Source organism: Pseudomonas deceptionensis (genome assembly GCF_900106095.1).
GTDB lineage: Bacteria > Pseudomonadota > Gammaproteobacteria > Pseudomonadales > Pseudomonadaceae > Aquipseudomonas > Aquipseudomonas deceptionensis.
In genome coordinates this window covers 3594617-3617333 of sequence record NZ_FNUD01000002.1, presented here as the reverse complement: position 1 = coordinate 3617333, position 22717 = coordinate 3594617, and the positions used below count along the sequence as shown (strand labels likewise).

At 58.3% G+C, this 22717-nt stretch carries 23 protein-coding genes; 8 read left to right on the top strand and 15 right to left on the bottom strand.

Annotation, left to right across the window (positions count from 1 at the left end):
• Positions 1–44: 44 nt before the first annotated feature.
• The 4 genes from BLW11_RS16505 to BLW11_RS16490 all read right to left on the bottom strand — a co-directional run bounded on the left by BLW11_RS16505 (position 45) and on the right by BLW11_RS16490 (position 4004).
• The gene (locus BLW11_RS16505) at positions 45–1916 is read right to left on the bottom strand and encodes a DUF3857 domain-containing transglutaminase family protein (RefSeq protein ID WP_048361742.1); all 1872 of its coding nucleotides are present in this window, start codon (positions 1914–1916) and stop codon (positions 45–47) included.
• 173 nt (positions 1917–2089) lie between these two features.
• On the bottom strand, positions 2090–2563 hold the full coding sequence (locus BLW11_RS16500) for a YbaK/EbsC family protein (RefSeq protein WP_048361743.1): 474 nt from the start codon (positions 2561–2563) through the stop codon (positions 2090–2092).
• Between the two features lie 79 nt (positions 2564–2642).
• Positions 2643–3653, bottom strand: coding sequence for a zinc-dependent alcohol dehydrogenase family protein (locus BLW11_RS16495; protein ID WP_048361744.1), 1011 nt, complete (start codon positions 3651–3653; stop codon positions 2643–2645).
• Positions 3654–3707: 54 nt separating this feature from the next.
• Positions 3708–4004 (bottom strand): ArsR/SmtB family transcription factor, encoded by a 297-nt coding sequence (locus tag BLW11_RS16490; RefSeq protein ID WP_019822791.1) that lies wholly within the window; start codon positions 4002–4004, stop codon positions 3708–3710.
• Between the two features lie 341 nt (positions 4005–4345).
• On the opposite strand from BLW11_RS16490, the gene hemB reads away from it, so the two are divergent.
• Positions 4346–5320, top strand: coding sequence for a porphobilinogen synthase (gene hemB / locus BLW11_RS16485; protein WP_048361745.1), 975 nt, complete (start codon positions 4346–4348; stop codon positions 5318–5320).
• A 59-nt stretch (positions 5321–5379) separates the two neighbouring features.
• The gene (gene surE, locus BLW11_RS16480; RefSeq protein ID WP_048361746.1) at positions 5380–6156 is read left to right on the top strand and encodes a 5'/3'-nucleotidase SurE; all 777 of its coding nucleotides are present in this window, start codon (positions 5380–5382) and stop codon (positions 6154–6156) included.
• A 7-nt stretch (positions 6157–6163) separates the two neighbouring features.
• Here the strand turns inward: surE and BLW11_RS16475 are convergent, their stop codons facing one another.
• On the bottom strand, positions 6164–7099 hold the full coding sequence (locus tag BLW11_RS16475) for a LysR family transcriptional regulator (protein WP_048361747.1): 936 nt from the start codon (positions 7097–7099) through the stop codon (positions 6164–6166).
• Between the two features lie 352 nt (positions 7100–7451).
• On the opposite strand from BLW11_RS16475, the gene BLW11_RS16470 reads away from it, so the two are divergent.
• The gene (locus tag BLW11_RS16470) at positions 7452–8729 is read left to right on the top strand and encodes a Wzz/FepE/Etk N-terminal domain-containing protein (RefSeq protein ID WP_048361836.1); all 1278 of its coding nucleotides are present in this window, start codon (positions 7452–7454) and stop codon (positions 8727–8729) included.
• Here the strand turns inward: BLW11_RS16470 and modC are convergent.
• The 6 genes from modC to BLW11_RS16445 all read right to left on the bottom strand — a co-directional run bounded on the left by modC (position 8726) and on the right by BLW11_RS16445 (position 12556).
• Positions 8726–9814, bottom strand: a complete 1089-nt coding sequence (gene modC, locus BLW11_RS16465; RefSeq protein ID WP_048361748.1) for a molybdenum ABC transporter ATP-binding protein — start codon at positions 9812–9814, stop codon at positions 8726–8728. The two genes, BLW11_RS16470 and modC, sit on opposite strands and share 4 nt — an antisense overlap.
• Before the next feature lie 2 nt (positions 9815–9816).
• Entirely contained in the window at positions 9817–10497 is a 681-nt protein-coding gene (gene modB / locus BLW11_RS16460; RefSeq protein ID WP_048361749.1) for a molybdate ABC transporter permease subunit, read from the bottom strand.
• Positions 10498–11265 carry a molybdate ABC transporter substrate-binding protein gene (gene modA / locus BLW11_RS16455; RefSeq protein WP_048361750.1) on the bottom strand — a complete coding sequence of 256 codons (768 nt, stop codon included), beginning with the start codon at positions 11263–11265 and terminating at the stop codon, positions 10498–10500.
• Positions 11266–11405: 140 nt separating this feature from the next.
• Positions 11406–12062, bottom strand: a complete 657-nt coding sequence (gene alkB, locus BLW11_RS16450; protein ID WP_048361751.1) for a DNA oxidative demethylase AlkB — start codon at positions 12060–12062, stop codon at positions 11406–11408.
• A gap of 4 nt (positions 12063–12066) precedes the next feature.
• Positions 12067–12234, bottom strand: a complete 168-nt coding sequence (locus BLW11_RS24015; protein WP_088500165.1) for a hypothetical protein — start codon at positions 12232–12234, stop codon at positions 12067–12069.
• Between the two features lie 19 nt (positions 12235–12253).
• Complete coding sequence (locus BLW11_RS16445) at positions 12254–12556, bottom strand: DUF1883 domain-containing protein (RefSeq protein WP_048361752.1); 303 nt, start codon at positions 12554–12556, stop codon at positions 12254–12256.
• Between the two features lie 210 nt (positions 12557–12766).
• On the opposite strand from BLW11_RS16445, the gene BLW11_RS16440 reads away from it, so the two are divergent.
• The 3 genes from BLW11_RS16440 (at position 12767) to BLW11_RS16430 (ending at position 14880) form a co-directional block, all read left to right on the top strand.
• The gene (locus BLW11_RS16440; RefSeq protein ID WP_048361753.1) at positions 12767–13117 is read left to right on the top strand and encodes a lipoprotein; all 351 of its coding nucleotides are present in this window, start codon (positions 12767–12769) and stop codon (positions 13115–13117) included.
• A 189-nt stretch (positions 13118–13306) separates the two neighbouring features.
• Positions 13307–13957, top strand: coding sequence for a c-type cytochrome (locus BLW11_RS16435; RefSeq protein ID WP_048361754.1), 651 nt, complete (start codon positions 13307–13309; stop codon positions 13955–13957).
• The gene (locus BLW11_RS16430) at positions 13954–14880 is read left to right on the top strand and encodes a c-type cytochrome (protein ID WP_048361755.1); all 927 of its coding nucleotides are present in this window, start codon (positions 13954–13956) and stop codon (positions 14878–14880) included. Before BLW11_RS16435 ends, BLW11_RS16430 begins: the two co-directional genes overlap by 4 nt.
• A 49-nt stretch (positions 14881–14929) precedes the next feature.
• Here BLW11_RS16430 and BLW11_RS16425 read toward each other — a convergent pair whose 3' ends face one another.
• Positions 14930–15211 (bottom strand): hypothetical protein, encoded by a 282-nt coding sequence (locus tag BLW11_RS16425; RefSeq protein ID WP_048361756.1) that lies wholly within the window; start codon positions 15209–15211, stop codon positions 14930–14932.
• Positions 15212–15242: 31 nt separating this feature from the next.
• Complete coding sequence (locus BLW11_RS16420; RefSeq protein ID WP_048361757.1) at positions 15243–15428, bottom strand: hypothetical protein; 186 nt, start codon at positions 15426–15428, stop codon at positions 15243–15245.
• Between the two features lie 263 nt (positions 15429–15691).
• Between BLW11_RS16420 and galU the strand changes: the two genes are divergently transcribed.
• Positions 15692–16531, top strand: coding sequence for a UTP--glucose-1-phosphate uridylyltransferase GalU (gene galU, locus BLW11_RS16415; protein ID WP_048361758.1), 840 nt, complete (start codon positions 15692–15694; stop codon positions 16529–16531).
• Between the two features lie 134 nt (positions 16532–16665).
• Positions 16666–18024, top strand: coding sequence for a glutathione-disulfide reductase (gorA, locus tag BLW11_RS16410; protein WP_048361759.1), 1359 nt, complete (start codon positions 16666–16668; stop codon positions 18022–18024).
• 56 nt (positions 18025–18080) lie between these two features.
• Here the strand turns inward: gorA and bcsC are convergent, their stop codons facing one another.
• Together bcsC and bcsZ are read right to left on the bottom strand one after the other, a co-directional pair.
• Positions 18081–21611 carry a cellulose synthase complex outer membrane protein BcsC gene (gene bcsC / locus BLW11_RS16405; protein ID WP_048361760.1) on the bottom strand — a complete coding sequence of 1177 codons (3531 nt, stop codon included), beginning with the start codon at positions 21609–21611 and terminating at the stop codon, positions 18081–18083.
• A complete protein-coding gene (bcsZ, locus tag BLW11_RS16400) occupies positions 21599–22714 on the bottom strand; it encodes a cellulose synthase complex periplasmic endoglucanase BcsZ (protein WP_048361761.1) in 1116 nt (371 codons plus the stop codon). The genes bcsC and bcsZ overlap by 13 nt, the downstream gene beginning before the upstream one ends.
• Positions 22715–22717 lie beyond the last annotated feature (3 nt).

The following is a 22717-nucleotide window of genomic DNA, read 5'->3' as shown; positions in this document are numbered from 1 at the left end:
ACCCTGCAATGGGGTCAGGCTTTTTTATGGCGGTCTGAAAGCTATCAGCCCTGGGTGATGAGATGCACCACTTGCTGCATGTTTTCGTTGCATGCACGGGCTTGCCGGAGCATCGCTTCGAACGGCGCGCTCATGATCACGTCGTGAGTGAGCCAGCTGTGTTTTTGCGTCATGGCGTACAGGTAACGGTACTCATCCTTGTTGCGCTTGCTGCTCAGTTCCATATCGAACCACGGTGAACTCACCTTGCAGGTTTTGATCTCCTTGCCGACCTTGGCACCCGACAGGGTGATGTCGTAGGTTATTTTCTCGGGGTCTGCCATGTACAAATCAGCCAGTTGCCCGGTCCGGCGATAGTTCATCAGGCTGTCCCAGCGCTCGCTCATGAATGCAGGCTTGTAAACTTGCTGGCCGGACAGGTTTTCCAGTGCGCGAAGGTTCGTCAGGCTGGCGTGCACCTTGTAACGTTCGGGCACCACAAAGCCGGTTTTCTCCCGGTTGATCTTGCAATCGCTGATTTCCTTGCCGAAGTGGTTGCACAGGTTCAGATCCGTAGCGGAAACCCCGGAGTCGGTGTCGGCGTAGCTGAGTTGCATGAGCGTCATCTGCCCCATCTCGACCTCAGCGGTTGTACGTGCCTGGCCTTCGCGATTGAAGTGCTCGAACTTCTTCACACCCATGCTCAAGCTCGGCAGCGCTTCGGGGATGTGGTCCTGGCGCACCTTGCCTGCGGCATCGATAACCAGCGCCCAGCGATTCTGGATGTCAGGCATGCTGCGCCCTGGCAAAAACACCGGGTTGGTGGGGTCAAGCCACCAGACCTGACCGTTTACTTCGGCCCGCACGATTGCGTGATTCGCTGAGTTGGTGCCCGGCAGCAGAAGGCCCATCGGGTTCGTGCCCCGGCTGACCCAGCTGGTTTCTGCTTTTATGCCACTGGCCTTCAACATGGCGGTCAGCAGTACCGAAAGGTCTTTGCAGTCGCCGTAGCCGCGCTCTTCGATCTCACTCAGGGTGAATGGCACGTAGCCGCGGTCAGTGGCGCGCCAGTCGCCCATGTAGCGGTATTGATCATGAATGTACTGCATCAAACCGGACACTTGCTGGGCGGGCGGCAAACCCTTGAGCCCTGACACGGTTTTGGCGGCGCTCGCCGGCAGCCCGGCAGTCACAATTTCGTTGTAGCGTCTGGCGAGGTTGCCAAAGTGATCCTGCACCTGGCCGGAGCTGCCGATTTCAACCCGCGGCAACTGGCGAATGTAGGCGTTGCCGGCTTCATTGATGTAATTCACGAAGCGGGGTTTTTTCTGTTCGATTACCAGGGTCTTGTTGTCGGCAGACGGGGTGAACGTGAAATCTTCCATTAGCTCGCTGCGCCACACAATTGGCTGCTCGGCGGTAAAAGTGCTTTTGAATATATCCGAGCGGGCAGGGGAAGGGCCGAACGTCATAAGGTAATGGAAGTGATCCATCAGCGGTTTGGCCATCGTATGCTCACGAACGGTGTAGGTGAGTTGAGTGCCAATGCGCAGGTTCGGAAAGGCAATCGAGGTTTGTCTGGCCCGTAAAAAACCCTGATCCGGGTTAGGCGCCATGCGCGTGTCGATTTGCGATGGGGCCAGTGCCACCGGCTTGGCGCCGGGTTGTGTCGAGTGGGCGTCGATGATCTCCAGTTGGTCCGTCTCGGGAAAGCTGAAGTCAATGCGCGACAGCATCTCTCGTCCATTGTTGGTGAGGATGGTGTAGCGGAATGTGGTGGTGCAATCGGTGCTGGTGTCTTTGTTGAAATGGCAGGCTCTTTGCGTTTCGCCTGCCAAGGCGGCCTCTGACTCTGGTTGCAATGCCGCGAAAGACGACAGGCTGACCATCCCCAATGTTGCGCAAATCAATGATTTGCTGAAAGTAAAGCGGTGCATGAGCGCCTCAGGTTAGTCCCTTGAAACAGCACCCTGCGACGTTTTAATTATCTTCAAATTGATCTGTAGGGTGCTGCGCGAACGGCGGATGATAATCGATCGCAACTGCATTTTCTACATTGCAAGGCCATTCGCGTCGCTAAAAGTACCGTGCCAGAGCCTTCGGCAGGGTGTCAGGCGGCAGGAAGAGGCTGGCAGACATCGACCCACTGCGCGTTGACCAGGTCGGCCATACGTGTAGGGCAGATCTTTACGGCGGTGTGGGTGGCCCCTGCCGCAGGCATGACTTCGGTAAAGCTTTGCAGGGAAATATCACAGTAGACAGACAGCTCAGTGGCCAGGCCGAAAGGGCAGACACCACCCACGGGATGACTGGTGAGTGCCACGACCGTATCTGCGTCCAGCATCTTGGCTTTACTGCCCAGCGCATCCTTGATTTTTTTGTTATCGATACGGGCATCGCCGCGGGCGACCAGCAGTACATTGCGCTCGCCGACACGAAAGGCCAGGGTCTTGGCAATTTGCCCGGGTTCCACGCCGTGGGCCTCGGCCGCCAGTGCCACGGTGGCCGTGCTGGTGGTCAATTCGATGATGTGCAGGTCAGGGGCGTGGGCGTTGAAAAATGCGCGTACGGATTCAAGACTCATCAGGCTCGGCTCTTTGGGCAAAACCTGAATCTAGAGAAGCCGATGACGCACTGTCAATGCGCCATCGGCGATACCGCGTTTAGATGTCCAGGATGATCTTGCCGAAATGCTGGTTCGTTTCCTGGTATTTGAACGCCTCGACGATATCGCTCAGCGGGAAGTGACGATCAATCACAGGGCGGATGCCATTGGCATTAATGGCGCGCACCATGTCTTGCTGCTGGCTGCGGCTGCCGACCAGTACGCCTTGCAAACGCACTTGTTTGATCAGCATCGGCACAAAGTTCATGGAGCCTGTGACGCCACTGAGGATGCCGATGATCGAGATATGCCCGCCCACCCGGATGGCAATCATGGACTGCTCAAGGGTCGCAGGGCCGCCGACTTCAATGATGTGATCTACGCCGCGGCCACCGGTAAGTGCCAGGGCTGTTTCGCCCCACTGGGTGTCCTTGCGGTAGTTGATGACGTGGTCCGCGCCCATCGCCTTGAGGCGTTCCAGTTTTTCGTCGCTGGAGGAGGTGGCAATCACCGTGGCACCGGCCATTTTGGCGAATTGCAGGGCAAAAATCGAAACCCCGCCCGTGCCTTGTACCAGTACCGTGTCCCCTGGCTTGAGGGAATCATCGGCCATCAGGGCGCGCCAAGCAGTCAGGCCGGCGGTGGTCAGAGTCGATGCTTCGGCATGGCTGTAGCCGGTCGGCGCGAGGGTGAACGACGTGGCCTTGGCGGTTACTTGCTCACGGGCATAGCCGTCGATGCCATCGCCGGGCACGGTCACAAAGCCTTCAACCAACGGGGTGCCGTCGATCCAGTCCGGGAAGAAGGTGCTGACCACCGAATCGCCGACCTTGAACTCGCTGACATCGGCGCCTACGGCAATCACTTCACCGGCGCCATCGGCCATGGGAATGCGTTTTTCGCTCGGTCCCCACATGCCGCTCACCACGGCAAAATCGTGATAGTTCAGAGAGTTGGCGTGTAAACGTACAGTGATTTCACCGCTGCGGGGTGCAAGGACTTCGCTCTCGCCAACCACTACATTGTGATATCCGCCGCCAGGTTGGACGAAGATAGTTTTAGTGCTCATGGGGCTTCCTCATATTTTTACATTACGCGTAATAACGAAATGTAAGGGTAAAAATTACAACTCGATTTTCAGCCTGGCCGCAAAGTCGTCGATCGCTTGCTCATTGCGGCGGTAGTACGTCCACTTGCCAATGCGCGTGGTCAGCACAAACCCGGCGCGCTGCAGAATGGCCAGGTGCGCTGAAGCCGTGGAAGGTGACAGCCCGGCCTTGTGCTGCAAATGGGTCACGCACACGCCAATCGCAGGATCACCATGATCCTGGGGCGGGAAATTACTGAGCGGGTCTTTGAGCCACTCCATCATTTGCATGCGAGTGTCATTGCCCAGGGCTTTGAGCTGTTCGAGAATCATGGGAGGCGATATTACGCTTTTTTACGAAATGTTCAACATGGAACGCAATGCCGGTCTGTTGCCGCTGCCGAAGGCTGCGACAGGGGCCGCAGGACCTTAACATTCGGTCAAAAAACGGGGGATGCTTCGCACCCCATCGCTGCCTGCGGCAGCGGCTACAAAAAAAAGCCTGTGGGTTGTTAGGGTATTCCCACAAAAAAAAACCCCGCGACAACCGGCCGCACGCAGGGCGGATGTTTTGCATTTGTAGGTTCAATCCTGTATTTGTTGCCCCATTGAGCCTTGGCCAAGGCTCGTCTGTTTTTACGTTTGTTTTATGAACCTGCCCATCAGGAACCATGATGCCTAACCAGTTCCCCGCCGTTCGTCCGCGCCGCCTGCGCCGCTCCCAGACCCTTCGCGACATGTTCCAGGAAACCGAATTCAGCCTGAACGATCTGGTGTTGCCGATTTTTGTCGAAGAAGAAATCGACGACTTCGTGCCGATCACCAGCATGCCCGGCGTGATGCGTATCCCTGAGTCGAAGCTGGCAGGTGAAATCGAGCGTTATGCCCGTGCAGGCATCAAGTCGGTCATGCTGTTCGGTGTTTCCCACCATCTGGACGCCACCGGCAGCGATGCCATGCGTGAAGACGGGCTGGTCTCGCGTATGGTCCGCATCAGCAAGGATGCTGCGCCGGACATGATTGTGATGAGCGACACCTGCTTCTGTGAGTACACCTCCCACGGCCATTGCGGCGTGATGCACGACCACGGTGTCGACAATGACGCGACCCTGATCAACCTGGGCAAGCAAGCGGTAGCCGCCGCCGCCGCGGGTGCGGACTTCATTTCGCCATCCGCCGCCATGGATGGCCAGGTGCAAGCGATTCGCAGCGCACTGGACGGCGCAGGCTTCCTGGATACCTCGATCATGGCTTACTCCACCAAGTTCGCTTCGGCACTCTACGGTCCGTTCCGTGAGGCCGGCGGCAGCGCACTCAAAGGTGATCGCAAGTCATACCAGATGAACCCGATGAACCGCCGCGAAGCCATTCGCGAGTCGTTGCTGGACGAGCAAGAAGGCGCAGACGTGCTGATGGTCAAGCCTGCCGGGGCTTATCTGGACATTATTCGCGACATCCGCGAAGCCTCGCGCCTGCCTCTGGCGGCGTACCAGGTGAGCGGCGAGTACGCGATGATCAAATTCGGCGCCCAGGCCGGTGCCATCGACGAAGCCCGCGTGGTTCGTGAAAGCCTGGGTTCGATCAAACGCGCCGGCGCCGACATGATCCTGACCTACTTTGCGATGGATCTGGCGCTGCAGGGGATTTAAGGCGTGAGCGGCAAGTCTTCCGCTTGCCGCCAGCGATTCGACATAAAAGGAGTTTATTCATGCAAGGCGCTCGGCTCGAACGAATCCTGATCACCAACGATGACGGCATTGACGCTCCCGGCCTTGAAGTACTTGAGGCCGTGGCCCGCGAGTTGGCAGATGAAGTCTGGGTGGTTGCTCCTGACCACGACCAAAGCGGTATTTCCACGGCCATCAGCATTCACCATCCCTTGCGGGTAACACCCCGTGGCGAGCGACGCTTTTCAGTCTCCGGAACACCGGCCGACTGCGTCGCGATGGCTTTGCAGCAGTTGATGGACAAGCCCCCGCAGTTGTTGCTGTCAGGCATCAACAAAGGCGCGAACCTGGGGGTTGAAACGCTGTTTTCCGGTACTGTGGGCGCCGCCATGACCGGCCTGTTGATGGGTATTCCATCGATCGCCTTGAGCCAGTACTTTACCCACCGCAACGCAGTACGCTGGGACACGGCGCGCACGCTGGCCCCCGGGGTGATCCGTCAGTTGCTGGGTAAGGGCTGGGAGCAGTCGGCATGCCTGAACATCAACTTCCCGGACGTGCCGGCCGAAGAGGCCGGGCCGATGCAAATCACACGTCAAGGCGCCGGGCGCATGGACGGTGTGAACTCGACCGAGCGCACCGACTTTCGCGAGTCCAAGTACTACTGGCTCAGCATCACCCGCCATCAGCACCCTGAAGCACCCGACACCGAAACCCAGGTGGTCACCCAGGGCGGGATCTCGGTGACGCCGCTGGAGTTCGATCGCACTGCCATTGCCCTGCGCGAGCAATTGCACGCGGCAATTAAAACCGTCTAGAACAGCCTCACGCCCAATGCGCCGGGTCATCCACGATGGCCTGGTGCACATCAAGCACTTTGGGGATTTCCTGCTTCAGGAACTCGACCCAGGTTTTGACCTTTGCATCCAGAAACCGTCGTGAAGGGTAGAGCGCGTAGATGCTCTTTTCATGCAGCCGGTACTGGGGCAGCAGGCGCACCAAAGATCCGCGCTGATAAGAACCTACCGCCACATAGTCGGGCAGCAGGCAGACTCCGAGCCCGGCCTCGGCAGCTTGCGCCATCGCTTCGGCCACGTTGACCTGGAACACGTTCCCGGGGCGGATCACTTGTTCGCCCTGGTCGTCACGGAAGGTCCAGCTGTCGGTAAACAGCGGGTCAACCAGATGCAGACAGCGGTGGTCATGCAGATCGGCCGGGGCCTGCGGGCTACTCCGGTCCTTGAGGTAAGAGGGCGCAGCACTGATGACGCTGAAGATGCTGCCCAGCTGTTGGCCAATCATTTCCGAGTCCGGCAGGTTGGCTGAAAGCGTAATGACGACGTCATGGCCTTCTTCCAGCAAGTCGGGTTGGCGCTGGGACAGCGTGAGGTCAACGTTGACCTGCGGGTAGAGCTCCGCATAGCGGGCCGCCAGCGGTGCCAACAACTGGATCCCCAGCCCCGTGGTGGACTGCACTCGCAAATGGCCGCGCGGGATCAGGTGTGCACCGCCAGCCTCGGCATTGGCGTCTTCTATTTCACCCAGGATCAGTCGGCAGCGCTCCAGATAGCGCGCGCCGACTTCGGTCAGGGCCAAACGCCGGGTACTGCGTTGCAGCAACCGGGCCTGCAACGAGGACTCCAGCTCGGACAGCAAACGCGAGGTTTGCGCGGTGGAATAGCCTAACGCCTGTGCCGCAGCGGTAAAACTGCCGGTCTCGACCACGCGGACAAACACCCGCATCGCCTGAAAAATATCCATGCTGATTATTACCCCACACGTAAGCGTGTTTTCTGGTGACGGCAATAATTACACAGACCGTACAGGTCTGGCGCGCTGAAATAGGCACGGCACACCTACTTTGTCGACTGAGCTAGATAAATTCTTTATTGTTTGTGAGTTAATTCTGAAAAAAGAACAGGGAAACACTTAATCTTATTAAACCTACGAGATATCACTTTGCTATCGCTTGATTTTAGCGTGCTATCTGCTTGATTTATATGGGTGAGGATCTTTCTTAGGAATAGTCTGTCATACAAAGGTCATTTTTCTGTGTAGGGTGTTTATTCTCAGCAGCCATCTTGACAAAAGATCTAACAATAAGGTGCGTTTTTTGACTACTTACCACAATCCAAAAGCACAAAAGCCTGGTCCTGAGATCGATTTGTTTGAATTGGCTCATTCGTTTTGGCAGCAAAAAAAACTGATTGCGGCAACCGCTGCCCTGGCCGGGTTTATGGCCCTGGGTTATGCCCTGTGGGCGCAGCCGGTCTACCAGACCAGCAGCCTGCTGCGGCCCGTAGCAATCAACGAACTCGATGCGCTTAACCGTTCCGAGGTCTACAAGTTACCGCCTGAAGATGCGTTGCTTAAGGTCGGCTCGGCGCTTGAGTCCTACGACACACGGTTGAATTACTTTCGTACCCATCAGGACTTGTTCAAGCCTCTGGAAAGACAAGGCATAAGCCTTGAGCAAAGTTTTGAGCTTTTTAACCGCGATGCAATCAAATTGACATTGCCCGAACCAAACAAGGCCGGCGCACTAACCTCGTCTATAAAACTGGAGCTGACCTATCCAGGTATGGTTAACGGCGTAGAAATACTTAATGGTTTTGTTGAATACGCGATCAATAACCAGCGCGAACAAATCAGTGCTGATCTCAAGGTGATTATCAATAACAGGCTTAGAGAGCTGGAAGCCAAAATCAATGCGGCCCGTTCAAGCTATCGCTCCGAAAAAGAAGGGGAGATCGCTACGCTGGTCGAGGCTGACACACGCAAGCGAGCGGAGTTGGAGGATGAGTTGCAGGCCTTGCGCCTGGAGCTGAAAATCGAACGTGACGCACGTGTTGCCCAGCTCAGCGAAGCTATTTCCATCGCCAGGTCACTGGGATACACACACCCGACCACGCCGATGTCTATTGCAGACTCGGTACAGGGCTCGTCCTCCAGGCAGATGCGCACCGAAATCACGTCGCAAACCATGCCGCTGTACTTCATGGGGACTCAAGTCCTTGAGGCCGAGCGTGCCGCATTGCTCAAGCGTACAAACGACGACTTCACAGACGAGCGCATTGCTAAAACCACCAAGAAGTTGAAACTGCTTGAGGTCAATCGTCGAGTTGAAATGCTCGTCAATCGCACGAACGAGGACCTGTATCTTAAATATATCGAGCCTTTGCGTGCCGAAGCCGTTCGCCTTGGCAGCCTGAATACCGACATGAGCCGACTGGGGTTGGCGAGTATTGACCGCATGGCTCAGACGCCGACTGATCCGATCAAACCGAAAAAAGCCCTGATTGTCGTACTGGGCGTGCTGGTGGGCCTGCTAGTGGGGCTATGCATCGCGACGGCCCGTTACCTGATAAATCGGCGCAAACAGGCGCTTTAAGCCAGTACCGCCACCGACTTGATCTGTGCCCATAGCGACTGCCCGCTGACCAGGTTCAACTGGTCACGGGAGTAGCGGGTAATCCGTGCCAGCAGGGCCGTACCGCCCGCATCAAGGCGCAGCAGAACGTGGGCCTGATTGTCGGCCGGGGTTTCGCCGATTACAGTCACACGCAGGCTGTTGAGGATGCTGCTGTGTTCGCCGGGGTTGAGGCTCAAGCTGATATCCCGGGCCTGCACCTTGACGCGCAAGGTCTGACCCACAGCCATCTCGGCATGGGCCACCCGCAGCTGCTGGGTACTGCCAGGCAATTGCAGGGTCAGTAGCTGGTAGGCAGCGTCGTAGTGGCTTACCCGGCCCTCAATGACCACCCCGGCGTCATCTCCGCGCGCCAGTGGCAGGTCCAGCCTGGCCAGGGTCTCACCAATGGGGCCGCTGGCAAGCACCTTGCCTTCGCTGAGCAGCACGATATGGTCTGCCAGGCGAGCAACCTCGTCCTGGGAGTGACTGACATAGAGCACCGGGATATCCAGTTCGGCGTGCAGGCGCTCCAGATACGGCAGGATCTCGCGCTTGCGCTGGCTGTCGAGCGCGGCCAGGGGTTCGTCCATAAGCAGCAGCTTAGGGCTTGTCAGCAGCGCACGGGCGATGCCGACCCGCTGGCGTTCGCCGCCCGACAAATGATTGGGCGCGCGCTCCAGCAGGTGAGTGATGCCCAGCAACCCCGTTGCGTGAGCCAGATCCACCCGCCGTTCCTGACGCGGGATACGGCGCATACCGAACTCCAGGTTGGCCCGCACCGAAAGATGAGGGAACAGGCTCGCCTCTTGAAAAATGTAGCCCAGCGCGCGCTTGTGTACCGGCACGAAGAGACCGCGCTGGCTGTCTTGCCACACCTCATCATTGATCTGCACAAAAGCCTGGCTGGCACGCTCAAGGCCGGCAATGCAGCGCAAACAGGTGGTTTTGCCGGAACCAGAGTGGCCGTAGAGTGCGGTCACGCCCTTGCCGGGCAGTTGCAGCTCCAGATCCAGGGAAAAACCGGGGTAGTGCTGTTGCAGCCGAAGGCTGATGTGCGACGTCATGTTCAGCTCCAGCTGGTTTGGGACTTGCGGCTTGAATACAACGCCAGCAGCACCAGAAAGGAAAACACCACCATCGCCCCAGCGAGCCAGTGGGCCTGCGCATATTCCAGCGCCTCGACGTGGTCGTAGATTTGCACCGACACCACCCGGGTTTTTTCCGGGATGTTGCCGCCGATCATCAGCACCACGCCAAACTCACCGACGGTGTGGGCAAAACCCAGAATCGCCGCAGTGATAAAGCCGGGCCGGGCCAGAGGAAAGACCACGGTGAAGAAGGTATCCCACCGGTTCGCCCGCAAGGTAGCGGCGACTTCAAGCGGTCTGGGACCGATGGCCGTAAATGCGTTCTGCAGAGGCTGTACGACAAAAGGCATGGAGTAAATCACCGAGCCGATCACCAGCCCGGCAAAACTGAACGTCAGGGTGCCGAGCCCGAGGAACTGGGTGAACTGACCAACGTACCCGTGGGGGCCCATCGTCAGCAGCAGATAGAAGCCAATGACGGTGGGGGGCAGCACCAGGGGCAGCGCCACGATCGCCCCGATGGGGCCGCGCAACCGCGACCGGGTATGCGCCAGCCACAGTGCGATTGGAGTGCCGACCACCAGCAAAATGACAGTGGTCAATGACGCCAGTTGCAGGGTCAGCCAGATCGCAGCGAAGTCAGCACTCGTGAGCGGCATTTACAGTTGGTAACCGTAGGATTGGATGATGGCAGTCGCTTTTGGACCCTTGAGGTACTCGGCCAGTGCCTTGGCGGCAGGATTGTTCGCACCCTTTTTGAGGATTACGGCATCTTGCCTGATCGGATCATGCATGGCCTGCGGAACAATCCACGCCGAACCGCTGCTGACTTTGCCGTCTTTATAGATCTGGGACAAGGCTACAAAACCCAGTTCGGCATTGCCGGTGGAAACAAACTGGAAGGCCTGGGTAATGTTTTGCCCTTCAACGATCTTGTCTTTGACTTTGTCGGTCAGGCCAAGCTTGGCCAGCACTTGTGTGGCCGCCAGCCCATAGGGGGCCGCTTTGGGGTTGGCGATGGACAGGTGCTTGAACTGGTTGCCAGTCAGCGCCTTGTCCGTGCCATCGATATAGCCGTCTTTGGCAGACCACAACGCCAGCGTGCCAATGGCGTAGGTGAATCGCGAGCCCGGGACAATATCGCCGTCTTTTTCGAGTTTCTCGGGCGTACTGTCATCCGCCGCCAAAAAAACCTCGAACGGTGCGCCGTTTTTGATCTGGGTATAGAACTGGCCGGTAGCGCCATAGGCCGCTATCAACTTGTGCCCGGTGTCTTTTTCAAAGTCGGTGGCTATGGCCTGGATCGGTGCGGTGAAGTTGGCTGCCACTGCAACCTGCACTTCATCTGCTTGGGCTGAGGCGAAGGCGAAACACCCGATTACGGCAGCAAACGCGGAGGGGATAAAGGGGCGAGCACGAACGTTCATGACAAAACTCCATTAGAGGCGAGGGCAGCCCATCGTTATTGGTTTGTGTTGGGCAGTCAGGAAGATAATCGCTATATAAAAATATATACAGCGCTTTGTCGTGCAAGGAGCAGGAGGAGGGGCACAGGGAGTGTTTTGGCCTAGCCGGCCTGGCGCAAGGTGATATTGATCCGCTGTTCGCCCAGCAAGTCGTGTTGCCCGGGTTTGATTGGCATCACCCCGTGAAAGCGCAAGCGGTCCACACCGCCCCAGACCATGATGTCACCGTGGAACAGTGAAATACGCTGAGCCGGGGCGCTGCGCTCAAACCCGCCGAACTGAAAGATTGCCGGCAAGCCCAGAGAAATCGACACGATGGGCGCCGAATAGGAGCGCTCGTTTTTGTCCTGATGCAGCGACATTTTGGCGCCTGGTGCATAGGCATTTATCAGGCAGGCATCGGGTATGAAATCGGCAAAGCCGGCGGTTGCCGCCGCTGCGTGTGCCAACGCGAGGAAGACTTCCGGCATGGGCGGCCACGGGCGAGCACTCAGCGGATCGACATGGCTGTAGCGGTAACCTTCCCGGTCGGTGGTCCAGCCCAGATCGCCGCAACTGCTGAGGCGGGCGGACATTGTGAAGCCACCGGGGGTCTGCATCCGGCGCAAGGGCGATTGGCCCAGCACGCAGTCAAGGGCGTCCAGTAGCGCCCGGGCCCTGGGCAGGGCAAACCCGCGAAGCACAAACCCCTGCTCGCTGATGCGCTCGACGCGGGCGGGCTGTTGCAGGTCCTGCTCGGCAAACAGGTCCAGAGACATGGGCTTAGAGCGCCTTGCTCGCCTTGATGTCGGTGATTGTATCGCCAGCATCGCCGTGGATTTTCTCAAGTGCTGCGCGGGCTTCTTCTTCGGAACCCGACGAAAGTTGAGCAAACTCAAAACGACGCTCGCCATTGAGTTTGTACTTGATCACGTATTTGGTGGTTTGCACGGTATGTCCTGCCTTGGGTTTAGCGAAGTTTGGAGCTGGAGCGACGCACGATTTTAATGGTCGGCTGGAAGCTTGGCTTGCGGGTTACGCTGATGGCCCGGGTGGTGACGGTGTCAATGGTGATGTTCCAGAAACCGGTGCTTGGTGCAGTGATCCGGGCCGGGAAATCCTTGAACGCGCCGCCATGGTAGGAGTGGCGGCCACCATTTTTGAAGCTGCGAAAGTGCGCATCGCTCATCAGGCGGATGTTGCAGGGCTGGGAGCACTCGATTACGACGATGTCGTCTTCGTTAAGGTGCTCACGCTGGTGAATAAATTTCATTGGGGCTCCAAAAGGGGGGCATTTACCGAAAAATCAGCACGATAGCACGTGCTTTGGCCCGGTCTGGGGGCTAAAGGGGGGTATTATGCCGTGATGCGGGTGAGTTTGACGCAAAACGTGGATAATCCGCCACTATTGCGTATTTATTCACTATGGCCAGGGAGAAATTCTGAATTTTTACGGTCGTAGGATCTTTAACGGAGAATGTATATGAAGTGGGGCGTACTAGCGGCGATGCTGGTTTTGGGGGGGTGTGCATCCGTCACGGATATCGAACAGACATTGCCCACGCTGAATGTGATTTCGGGCAAGAAGCCGGATGCCTATGCTCAATGCCTGGTGCAGCAACTGTCCACTACACGCAGGGCTCCTCAGATAGAGCCGCACAAAGATGGATTCCGGGTCATCGTCCCGCAAAAGCTGACGTCCAATCCGACGGCAGTCATTGATATCGAAGAGCGCTCCGGCGGCAGCAGCATCAAGGTCTATGAAAGCATGTCCAACGTGCCAGTGCGCCCGGGCGACATCCGCAAAGCCGCAACACACTGCATTTCAGGCTGATTGAAGCCCGGCTTCGGTTAACCCGCCGCTGTACCCCGAACCTGACGAGTGCTCTGCGCGGCGTCAGGTTTTTTTTCGGCTCAATAGTGTGTTCATGCCAAAGCAATGTTGTGACCGGGTGTTAATTCTCCTACGCTCTATATGCTTATATTTTATAGGCCTAAGCATATAACAATAATGGAGCTGGTCATGATTCCACTAAAGCGAACGCTATTGAGTAGCGTGATGCTGTTTACCGTGAGCACTATCCAGGCACAACCGGCCCCCAACATCTACTTGCAGGGCGGAGCCCAACCGGGTGCCACCGCCTGCGTGGCTTGCCACGGTGCAGATGGCATGGGGCTGGCTCCAGCCGGGTTTCCGCGATTAGCCGGTATATCTGCCGATTACCTGAGCAAGCAGTTACACGATTTTCAAACGGGCAAGCGGGTCAGCCCTGTCATGCAACCCCTGGCCAAGTCGTTGACCGATCAGGAAATCGCCTCGGTCACGGCCACCATTGCGGCCATGCCGGCACCTGCCGTGCCTGCCATCAATCGTGCGCGCATGCCCGACGGACCGGGTGAAAAACTGGCCTTGCGCGGTGCCTGGGACCGACAGATCCCCGAATGCGTCAGCTGTCACGGGCCTGGCGGCGTAGGCGTGGGCAGCGCGTTTCCACCGCTGGCCAATCAACCAGCGATGTACCTGACCGCACAGCTCAACGCCTGGCGCGATGGCACGCGCCACAACGATCCCAACGATTTGATGGGTCATATCGCCAAGTCCATGACCGAGGACGAAATCAAGGCGGTCGCCGAGTATTTCGCCAATGTGGGTCACAAGGAGGTCACCCCATGAAAATTCTGATGCCGGTCTGTGCATTTTCAATTCTCCTGAGCTCCGGGGTGCATGCGGCGACCATTGCCATGGAGGATCAGTCCCAGATTCAAACCCCTCCGGTTCCCGACAAGGGCGTGACGTACTTCCAGCCGCCGCAACAGAGCGAATTGCCAGACAACGCCTACGGCAAAATGGTCATGGATGGCTATGCCCTGTTTGTCGACACCAGACGCCAGGCGCCAAAGTTTGTGGGCAACGGCCTGAACTGCACCAACTGCCACCTGGATCAGGGGCGGCTGGCCAACTCGGCGCCACTGTGGGGGGCTTACCCCATGTACCCCGCGTACCGAAAAAAGAACGACAAGGTCAATACCTTTGCCGAACGCCTGCAAGGCTGCTTTCAATTCAGTATGAACGGCGGCACACCTCCGGCTGCGGATAGCCGGGAAATCACGGCGCTGTCGACCTATGCCTACTGGCTGTCGACCAAGGCGCCCGTCGGTGTTGAACTGCCCGGTCGAGGCTACCCCGACGTGCCCGAGCCTAAAGGCGGCTACAACCTGGTCCGGGGTGCCGCGGTGTACAAGGACCAGTGTGCGATTTGTCATGGCGATAACGGGCAAGGGCAAAAGGCAGGCGATGATTACGTGATGCCGCCGCTATGGGGCAAGGAGTCCTACAACTGGGGGGCCGGCATGCACCGTATCAACACGGCTGCCTCATTCATCAAGCACAACATGCCGCTGGGCAAGGCCAACAGCCTGAGCGACGAGCAGGCATGGGATGTGGCTGCGTATGTAAACACCCACGAACGCCCACAGGACCCGCGTCTGGTCGAGGGTTCAGTGGAGAAAACCAGGGTCAAGTTTCATGCGAATGACGGGGTAAACGTTTACGGCCAAACCGTGAATGGCGTGCTGATCGGGCAAGGTACAAAGTAATCCCTGATTGCCGCTAAAGCCTTGCGCTTTAGCGGCATCACTCAGCAAGCTATTTGCATGCCACCACAATGTTGCGGCTTTTGAAATTACCGACATCAACGCCCAGGGTCTTGTCTTGCTCCTCGAGCGCAGGGGTACCATCGGTGCCGATAATGGTATAGCCGGTGCCAGCACAAGAGGCTTCTGCCTTCTCGTAGCACTTGGCCCACGACATGGCTTCGCCAGAGCAGTCTATGCTCAACCCTTGCTTGCCGTCAGCAAGGTAGGTGTTGGACGCCGTAGCACAGCCACCAAGCGAAACCAGAGCGAGCAATGTGAGAATTTTTTTCATCGTAGTGTGATCATCACGAAAATGGGCTTGTTTATTTTTTGTTGCGCCGGCGGGCGGGCGGGGCAGGCTGGTCCTGAAGCACCGAAGCGACCTCTACAGCGGCCTCTTGCGAGCTGAAAGGACCTGCAATGTTCTCACCCGATGCGTCAAACACACACCATTGGCCCGATTCATCGGGTTTGATTTCATAACCGTTGACACTGACTGTTGCGGACATCGACGAGCTGCCTGATTGGCTGGATTAATGGGGGGATGATAGCGTAAGGGCATCAAGTAAGTGTTAATGCCTTTACAAGCAGACAAGTGTGCTATTTCATTGGTTCCAGCACCGCAATCGACAATCAAAATCTCCCGTCAAGGAACTAACGGGATTTTTTTTATCTAAGTTGGCATCGGTTTGCTATCGGGAGGCATTGTAACGTCGATGCCGCCTGATTAGACTGCGCCAAAATTGGAACGTACGCCCCTTTAAGGACTCATATGATCAAGAAATGCTTGTTCCCAGCAGCCGGTTACGGCACTCGCTTTTTGCCAGCGACCAAGGCCATGCCTAAAGAAATGCTGCCGGTGGTGAACAAGCCACTGATCCAGTACGGGGTTGAAGAAGCACTGGATGCTGGCTTGACTGAAATTTCGATCGTCACGGGCCGCGGCAAACGCGCTCTTGAAGACCACTTCGACATCAGCTATGAGCTGGAAAACCAGATCAAGGGCACGGACAAGGAAAAGTACCTGGTCGGTATCCGCCGCCTGCTGAGCGAGTGTTCGTTCTCGTACACCCGTCAGACCGAAATGAAAGGCCTGGGTCATGCCATCCTGACCGGCCGCCCGTTGATCGGCGACGAACCGTTCGCGGTCGTACTGGCGGACGACTTGTGCGTCAACCTGGAAGGCGACGGCGTCCTGACGCAGATGGTCAAGCTGTACAACCAGTACCGTTGCACCATCATCGCGATCCAGGAAGTTGATCCGCAAGAGACCAACAAGTACGGCGTGATCGCTGGCGAAATGATCGGCGATGACCTGTACCGCGTGCGCAACATGGTTGAAAAACCGGCACCTGAAGATGCACCGTCCAACCTGGCCATTATCGGCCGTTACATCTTGACCCCGGACATTTTCGAGCTGATCAAGCAGACCGAGCCGGGCAAAGGCGGAGAAATCCAGATCACCGACGCCCTGATGAAACAGGCGCAAAACGGTTGCGTGATTGCTTACAAATTCAAGGGCCAGCGCTTTGACTGCGGCGGCGCTGAAGGCTACATCGAAGCTACCAACTTCTGCTTCGAAAACTTCTACAAAACCGGTAAAGCTTACTAATAGCCCCGGCCTGTAGAGCGCTTCAAAAGAAAGCCACCCTCGGGTGGCTTTTTCGTTTTTTTGCCTTCGACAACCTCTGGCGCTGGTCAATCGCGCTGGAGTGATTATGCTGATGGACTGCCTGGGAGATAGAAATGGCCTACGAATTTGATTTGTTTGTAATTGGTGCGGGTTCCGGCGGCGTGCGTGCTGCGCGTTTTGCTGCAGGTTTCGGCGCAAAAGTGGCCGTGGCCGAGAGCCGTTATTTGGGCGGTACGTGCGTTAACGTCGGTTGTGTGCCTAAAAAGCTACTGGTTTACGGTGCGCACTTCGCTGAGGATTTCGAGCAGGCCTCCGGGTTTGGCTGGAGCCTGGGTGAGGCGAAATTTGACTGGACGACGCTGATTGCCAACAAGGATCGCGAGATCAATCGCCTGAACGGCATTTACCGCAACCTGCTGGTCAACAGTGGTGTGACCCTGATCGAAGGCCACGCCAGGCTGACCGGCCCCAACGAAGTGGAAGTCAACGGTCAGCGCCATACCGCCAAACACATTCTGATCGCCACCGGTGGCTGGCCACAGATCCCCGAGATCCCGGGCCATGAGCACGCGATCAGCTCCAATGAGGCGTTCTTCCTCAAAGAGTTGCCAAAGCGCGTGCTGGTGGTGGGGGGTGGTTATATCGCGGTTGAGTTCGCCGGGATTTTCCATGGACTGGGCGCCAAAACGTCCTTGCTGTATCGCGGTGACATGTTCCTGCGCGGTTTTGACGGTGCAGTGCGCAAGCATTTGCACGAGGAGCTGACCAAGCGCGGCATGGACGTGCAGTTCAACGCCGATATCGAGCGTATCGACAAGCAGCCTGACGGCAGCCTGAAAGCCACGCTCAAGGATGGTCGCGAGTTGATGGCCGATTGCGTGTTCTACGCCACGGGGCGTCGCCCGATGCTGGATAACCTTGGGCTCGAAACCACCGGGGTGAAACTGGACAAACGCGGCTTTGTGGAAGTGGACGATCTTTACCAGAGCGCCGAGCCGTCGATCCTGGCCATTGGCGACGTGATTGGTCGCGTTCAGCTGACACCGGTGGCGCTGGCAGAAGGCATGGCCGTAGCACGCCGCCTGTTCAAGCCTGAGCAGTATCGCCCGGTGGATTACCGGATGATCCCGACGGCGGTGTTCAGCCTGCCCAACATCGGCACAGTGGGCCTGAGCGAAGAGCAGGCCATTGAAGCCGGGCACAAGGTGCAGATTTTCGAGAGCAGCTTCCGCCCTATGAAACTGACCCTCACCGAGTGCCAGGAACGTACGCTGATGAAACTGGTGGTCGACGCCGACACCGACAAGGTGCTGGGTTGCCATATGGTAGGCCCGGAGGCAGGGGAGATCGTGCAGGGCCTGGCGATTGCCTTGAAAGCGGGTGCAACCAAACAGCACTTCGACGAAACCATCGGGGTACACCCGACGGCCGCCGAAGAGTTTGTGACCATGCGTACACCGGTCAAACGCTAAGGCCCGTAGCAGCTGCCGCAGGCTGCGGCAGCTGCTACGTTTATGCAGTTGCGTTGTTACCTGAAGTCGGCATACGGGATCAGCGGCTGCACCGGCATTGGCAAGTTGCCTTGCCACACATCGAAGGTGTAACGCAGGTACAGCATCGCCCGGCTTGGCGCGTAGCTGTCACTGTGTTGATAGAGCAAGCCACCCCCCAGCACCAGATTGTCCGTCAACCTGCGTTCTGCCAGCCCCTGCACGCGGTAGCCGATGCCGGTGCTGCTGCCGCCCGACGTCTGCCCCAGGCCATCGGACAGCTCGAAGCCTGCATTGTCCAGTTGCTGCAACAGCTTGTCGTTCAACCCGCTCAGCGGATACAGGTCGTTGGCATCGGTCTTGGCATACGACCAGCTCACCGAACTTTCCAGTGACACCGACCAGTTAGCGGTACGGAACGCATAGTTCAGCGGCACGCCGATCGAGTAGTACTTCTGTGGGCTGTAGTAGCCGCCCTGGCCCAGGGTGTACTCGCTCAGGTCCTTGTCATAACCCCAATACATCAGTGTCAGGCCGGTGCGCATACGCTCGTCGGCGCGCTCGACCAGGCGATAGTAGTAACCCGCCATGGCTGTGCTCTTGTGGTTGTCTTCCACATTCTTGCCGCGCAACCAGTGCTGCCCGAAACTGGCCCATACGCCATCCACGCCCCCTTCGTCGTGGCTCAGGCTCAAGGTCACGCCGTTGGAAGTCACGCCGCCCCAGGTGACGCCGGTATTGAGGTCCTTTGCGCCGGCGTAAGACAGGATCGAGTTGCTCATGGGGCGACGCGAACCGGTCAGGGTCCAGCCCAATGAGCCAATCTTGCTGCTGTAGCCCACGCCGCCCAGCCAGTTGGGAACTTTGAAGGTGTCGGGTGTGCGCCCGATATCGACGTTCCACACCTCGTTCTTCCACCCGGCCGCCATCATGGTGCCGTTGGCCGATTGCGAGCGGTCATCACAGCCCGAGAAATCCGGGCCGGTGGTGCCTTTGCGCCTTACCGACACACCACAGGTACCGTAGTTCTCGCGAACCAGGCCGTCCGGGTCGGCCTTGAATTTGCCGGCATCCATATCGAGCTGTTCAGCGCGTACAAATCCTGTGCCGTCGGAAACCGGCAAGTCCAGTTGCAGAATGGTGGTCCGGGTATCTGTATCCGACGTGCCTGCAGATGCGCTGTCCGAACGCCAGCCGTAGTCGGTGTACAAGTGCAATGTCGGGTTCTGCCGTTGGTACAGCTCATCCACGTCGCTGCGCAGACTACGTGCCAGCCATTGATCATCGTCCTTTTCGCGGCTGGCCATCGTCATGGCGCGGTCGTCACGGGGGTTGGCCTGCTCAGGGCTGATCAACCCGGCCGTGGCCATGCTTTTGGCGTAATAATCCAGCGCCTGTTGCGGCTCCTTGGCAGCGATCAGCCGTGCCGCATCGCGGTACATCAGCGGGTCGGCCTGCGGGGTATTGAGCAACTGTGTGTACATTGCCCGGGCTTTGTCGGGTTCACCCACAGCGGCCCACGAGTTGGCCACGCGGCGCAGTTGCGACGAGGTCAGCACGGTGCCAGTGGCGGGCTGGAACTGTGCCAGTTGCTGACGGGCGGCGGGCAACTGTTTGCTGGCAATCAGGGTCTCGATTTGCCCCAGTCGTGCCTCGGTGTTGTCCGGCTGGCTTTTCAATACCTGGCTGTAGAGGTTTTGCGCCTGGGCGTAATCACCACGCTCCTGGGCCCAGCCGGCGACCGTCATCAGCTCGCTGGTGTCCGGTTTGCTCATCAACAGGGCAATGGCTTCGGGCTCTTGGCCGGCCGCTCGCAGACGGTCGGCGCGGGCAATCAGCTCGTTGCGTTGCAAGCGAGCGTCCAATTCACGCATGGAGTCGGTCCATTGAGACCTTGGCAGTTGTTCCAGCGTGCTCAAGGCGCTGGCATCGCGGTCGCTGGACGACAGATACAGTGCGTAGGCATACACGGCCTCAGGGTTTTTCCCCTGGCGGCGCATCAACTGCTTGAAACTGTCATCGGCGGGGCCGGGTTGATTGATCTGGCGCTGGGCATTGGCCAGGCGGTAGGTCAGCCAGGGCTCATCAGGGGTTTTGTCGCGGATCTTGCTCAACAGGGCCACCACTTTCGGCCAGTCCTTGTTGGCTTCGGCCGTGGCGGCTTGCTGATTCAGTTCGTCCAGTTCAATGCTTTGGCGCAGGCCGGCGAAGTCCTTCTGGCTCGAAGCGGGCAGGCTGTCGAGGAAGCTCTTGGCCTTTTCCGGGGACTGCGCGCTGTACAACCGCATCAGGCCACGCACGGCACTGCCGTTAGTAGGCTCCAGACGGCGGGCCTGCAACAGCAGGGCTTCGGCCTGGATGTCATCGTGCTCGGCACGGGCAACATTGGCCAGACCGATCAGCGGGTCGGCGTCCCCCGGCTTGGTCTTGCGGGCTTGGGCGTAGGCGTTGCGCGCCGCGGCCGGGTTGTTTTGTTCGAGGGCCTTGTCGCCCTGGCTGAGCAGCATCCGGTAGTGACTGGCGTCCATCAGGTCCTGCCATTTGCTGATGTTGGACGTGTCCTGTTCCTTGGTCCGCGCCGTGGCGAAGTTGGTGTTGGCCTCGGAGTACCGGCTCTGGCGGAACAGGGCCATACCCAGTGCGCCATAAAGGGTCGGGTCATCGGGGTATTGCTTGAGGGCCTGACGCAACTTGGCTTCAGCCGCCACCGGGTTGCGGGACTGGTCGATCATCTGCTTGCCTTGGGCGCCGGCGTTCCATGCCGGGTCACCGAGCAAGTGCTGCTGTTGCTGCAGGTTTTTACTGGCTTCACCAATGAGCGGGGAAGACGGGTAGCGCGTTACAAACGCCTGCCAGGCCTGAGCTGTCGATCGATCGACGGGCAAGCTGCTGAGGTAGGTGTATTCACGTTCGGCCGCCGCTTTGCTGGCAAGCGGGTCGGTGGACAGTTGTTGCAGTACGGCCAGGGCTTCCTGGGGGCGATTTTCCCGGAACAACAGGTCGGCCAAGGTTTGGCGCAGGCCTGCGTTGCCAGGGTACTGTTTATCCAGTACCTGCAGTTGCTCGATGACTTTTGGGTGCTGACCCGCGATGTTGCTGCGGATGCGCAGATACTCCAGCGCCGTGGCGAAATCCGGCGGGGCATCACCAAACAGGCGCTCGAAGATCGCCGCCGCTTCTTCCGGTCGCCCCGCGGCGGCAAACAGCCGCGCCTGCTGCAAGTCTTTCTGGCTTTGCGGGTCTTGCAACTTCATCAGGCTCTGGCCCTGACGCAGTGCCGCAGAATTGGGGGCAACACTTTGCAGTTGAGCAAGGAGTTGCTGGGCCAATTCAGGCTTTTTATCCAGTATTGCCTGGCGAATCGATGCCACCAGCGCCTGGGGGTTGTTCGGTGCGATCAACTGCAATCGGGCCAATGAGGCGCGTACCAGGTCCTCGCGGTACATGGCCTCACCGACCCGCACCTGCTCCAGTAGCCACTGTTGCTGCTCCTGCACGGTGGTCGGTTGTGCGATGGCTGCGGTGGACAAACCACCGAGCAAGAAAGCCCATGTTGTTATTTTTGGCATGTTTCTATCCACGCAGGTAATAGCTGACCATCCTTGTCAAAGCGATAGCGTTGTTCATCCCAGCCCTGACCAAACAGCAGCAGTGACTGGTTGTAATAAGCATCGGCCGCGGGCGGCTGTTGCTGAATCTTTTGCTGTTGTACCGCGAGCGCGGGGGAGTTCAGGCTGGCCAGCAGTGGCAGCATTGCAGCGCTGAACCCCACCGGACCGGTTCCGGTGTATGTACCGGTCAAGGCATTCACGCTTTCTGGCACATAGCCCAGCGTTTGCGTGAGGCTGGCCATGGGGGCGAAGTGCTTTTGCAGGGTTTGGCGATTGGGTGCGTCCTGCGCCAGCATGCCGACCCACAGGTAGACACGAATGGCATCGTAGTCGCCCAGCGAGCCGTCTTTTTTGCTGTCGGGGGCCCAGCCCCCGGCGGCTTTCCACAACAACCAGTCAGGCGCAAACCCCTTGGGGGACCCCTCGATCAGCATGCGCTGCTGGTTGCTCCCAAGTTCTGCCCAGATGGGTGCGATCCGGGCAAAGCGTGCCAGCAGTTGCGGCGGCAAATAGCTGGGGTTGAGGCGCCAGCCTTTAGGGCTGTCAAAACCGATATCACCCGGCAACAGCATCAGGCCCAGCCCGGGCAATTTGCGCAGGCTTTGCGCCGCACTGCGCCAGAGCAGGTTTTGGCCCAGCGTCACGTACTCTGGCAACTGCCACAGCCGACCGGCTTCGAGCAGGCTGTAGGCGATCCACAGATCGGCGTCGCTGGCATTGTTGGGGTCCAGGATCTGCCACTTGCCGTTTTTGCCAAGCCCCCATTGCCACGCCGGCAAATGCGCTTCAAGGTTGCCGCCCGCCAGGTTGTTGCGGGTCCACTCAAGAATGCTGGCGAAGCTTTTCTTGTCGTTGGCCAGCAAGGCAAAAAACAGCCCGTAGCTCTGACCCTCGGACGTGGTGGCCATTTTCGCCGACGAGCCATCAATGATGCGCCCGTCGGCGCTCATCATGGCGCCCTTGTAGCTGTCCCAGGCCGGCCAGTCACAGGCTGCCGCACTCGCCACCAGAGGTGCGCAGCCCAGGGCTGAAGTCAGGGCGAGTGCCGCAAGCCGTTGCATGGC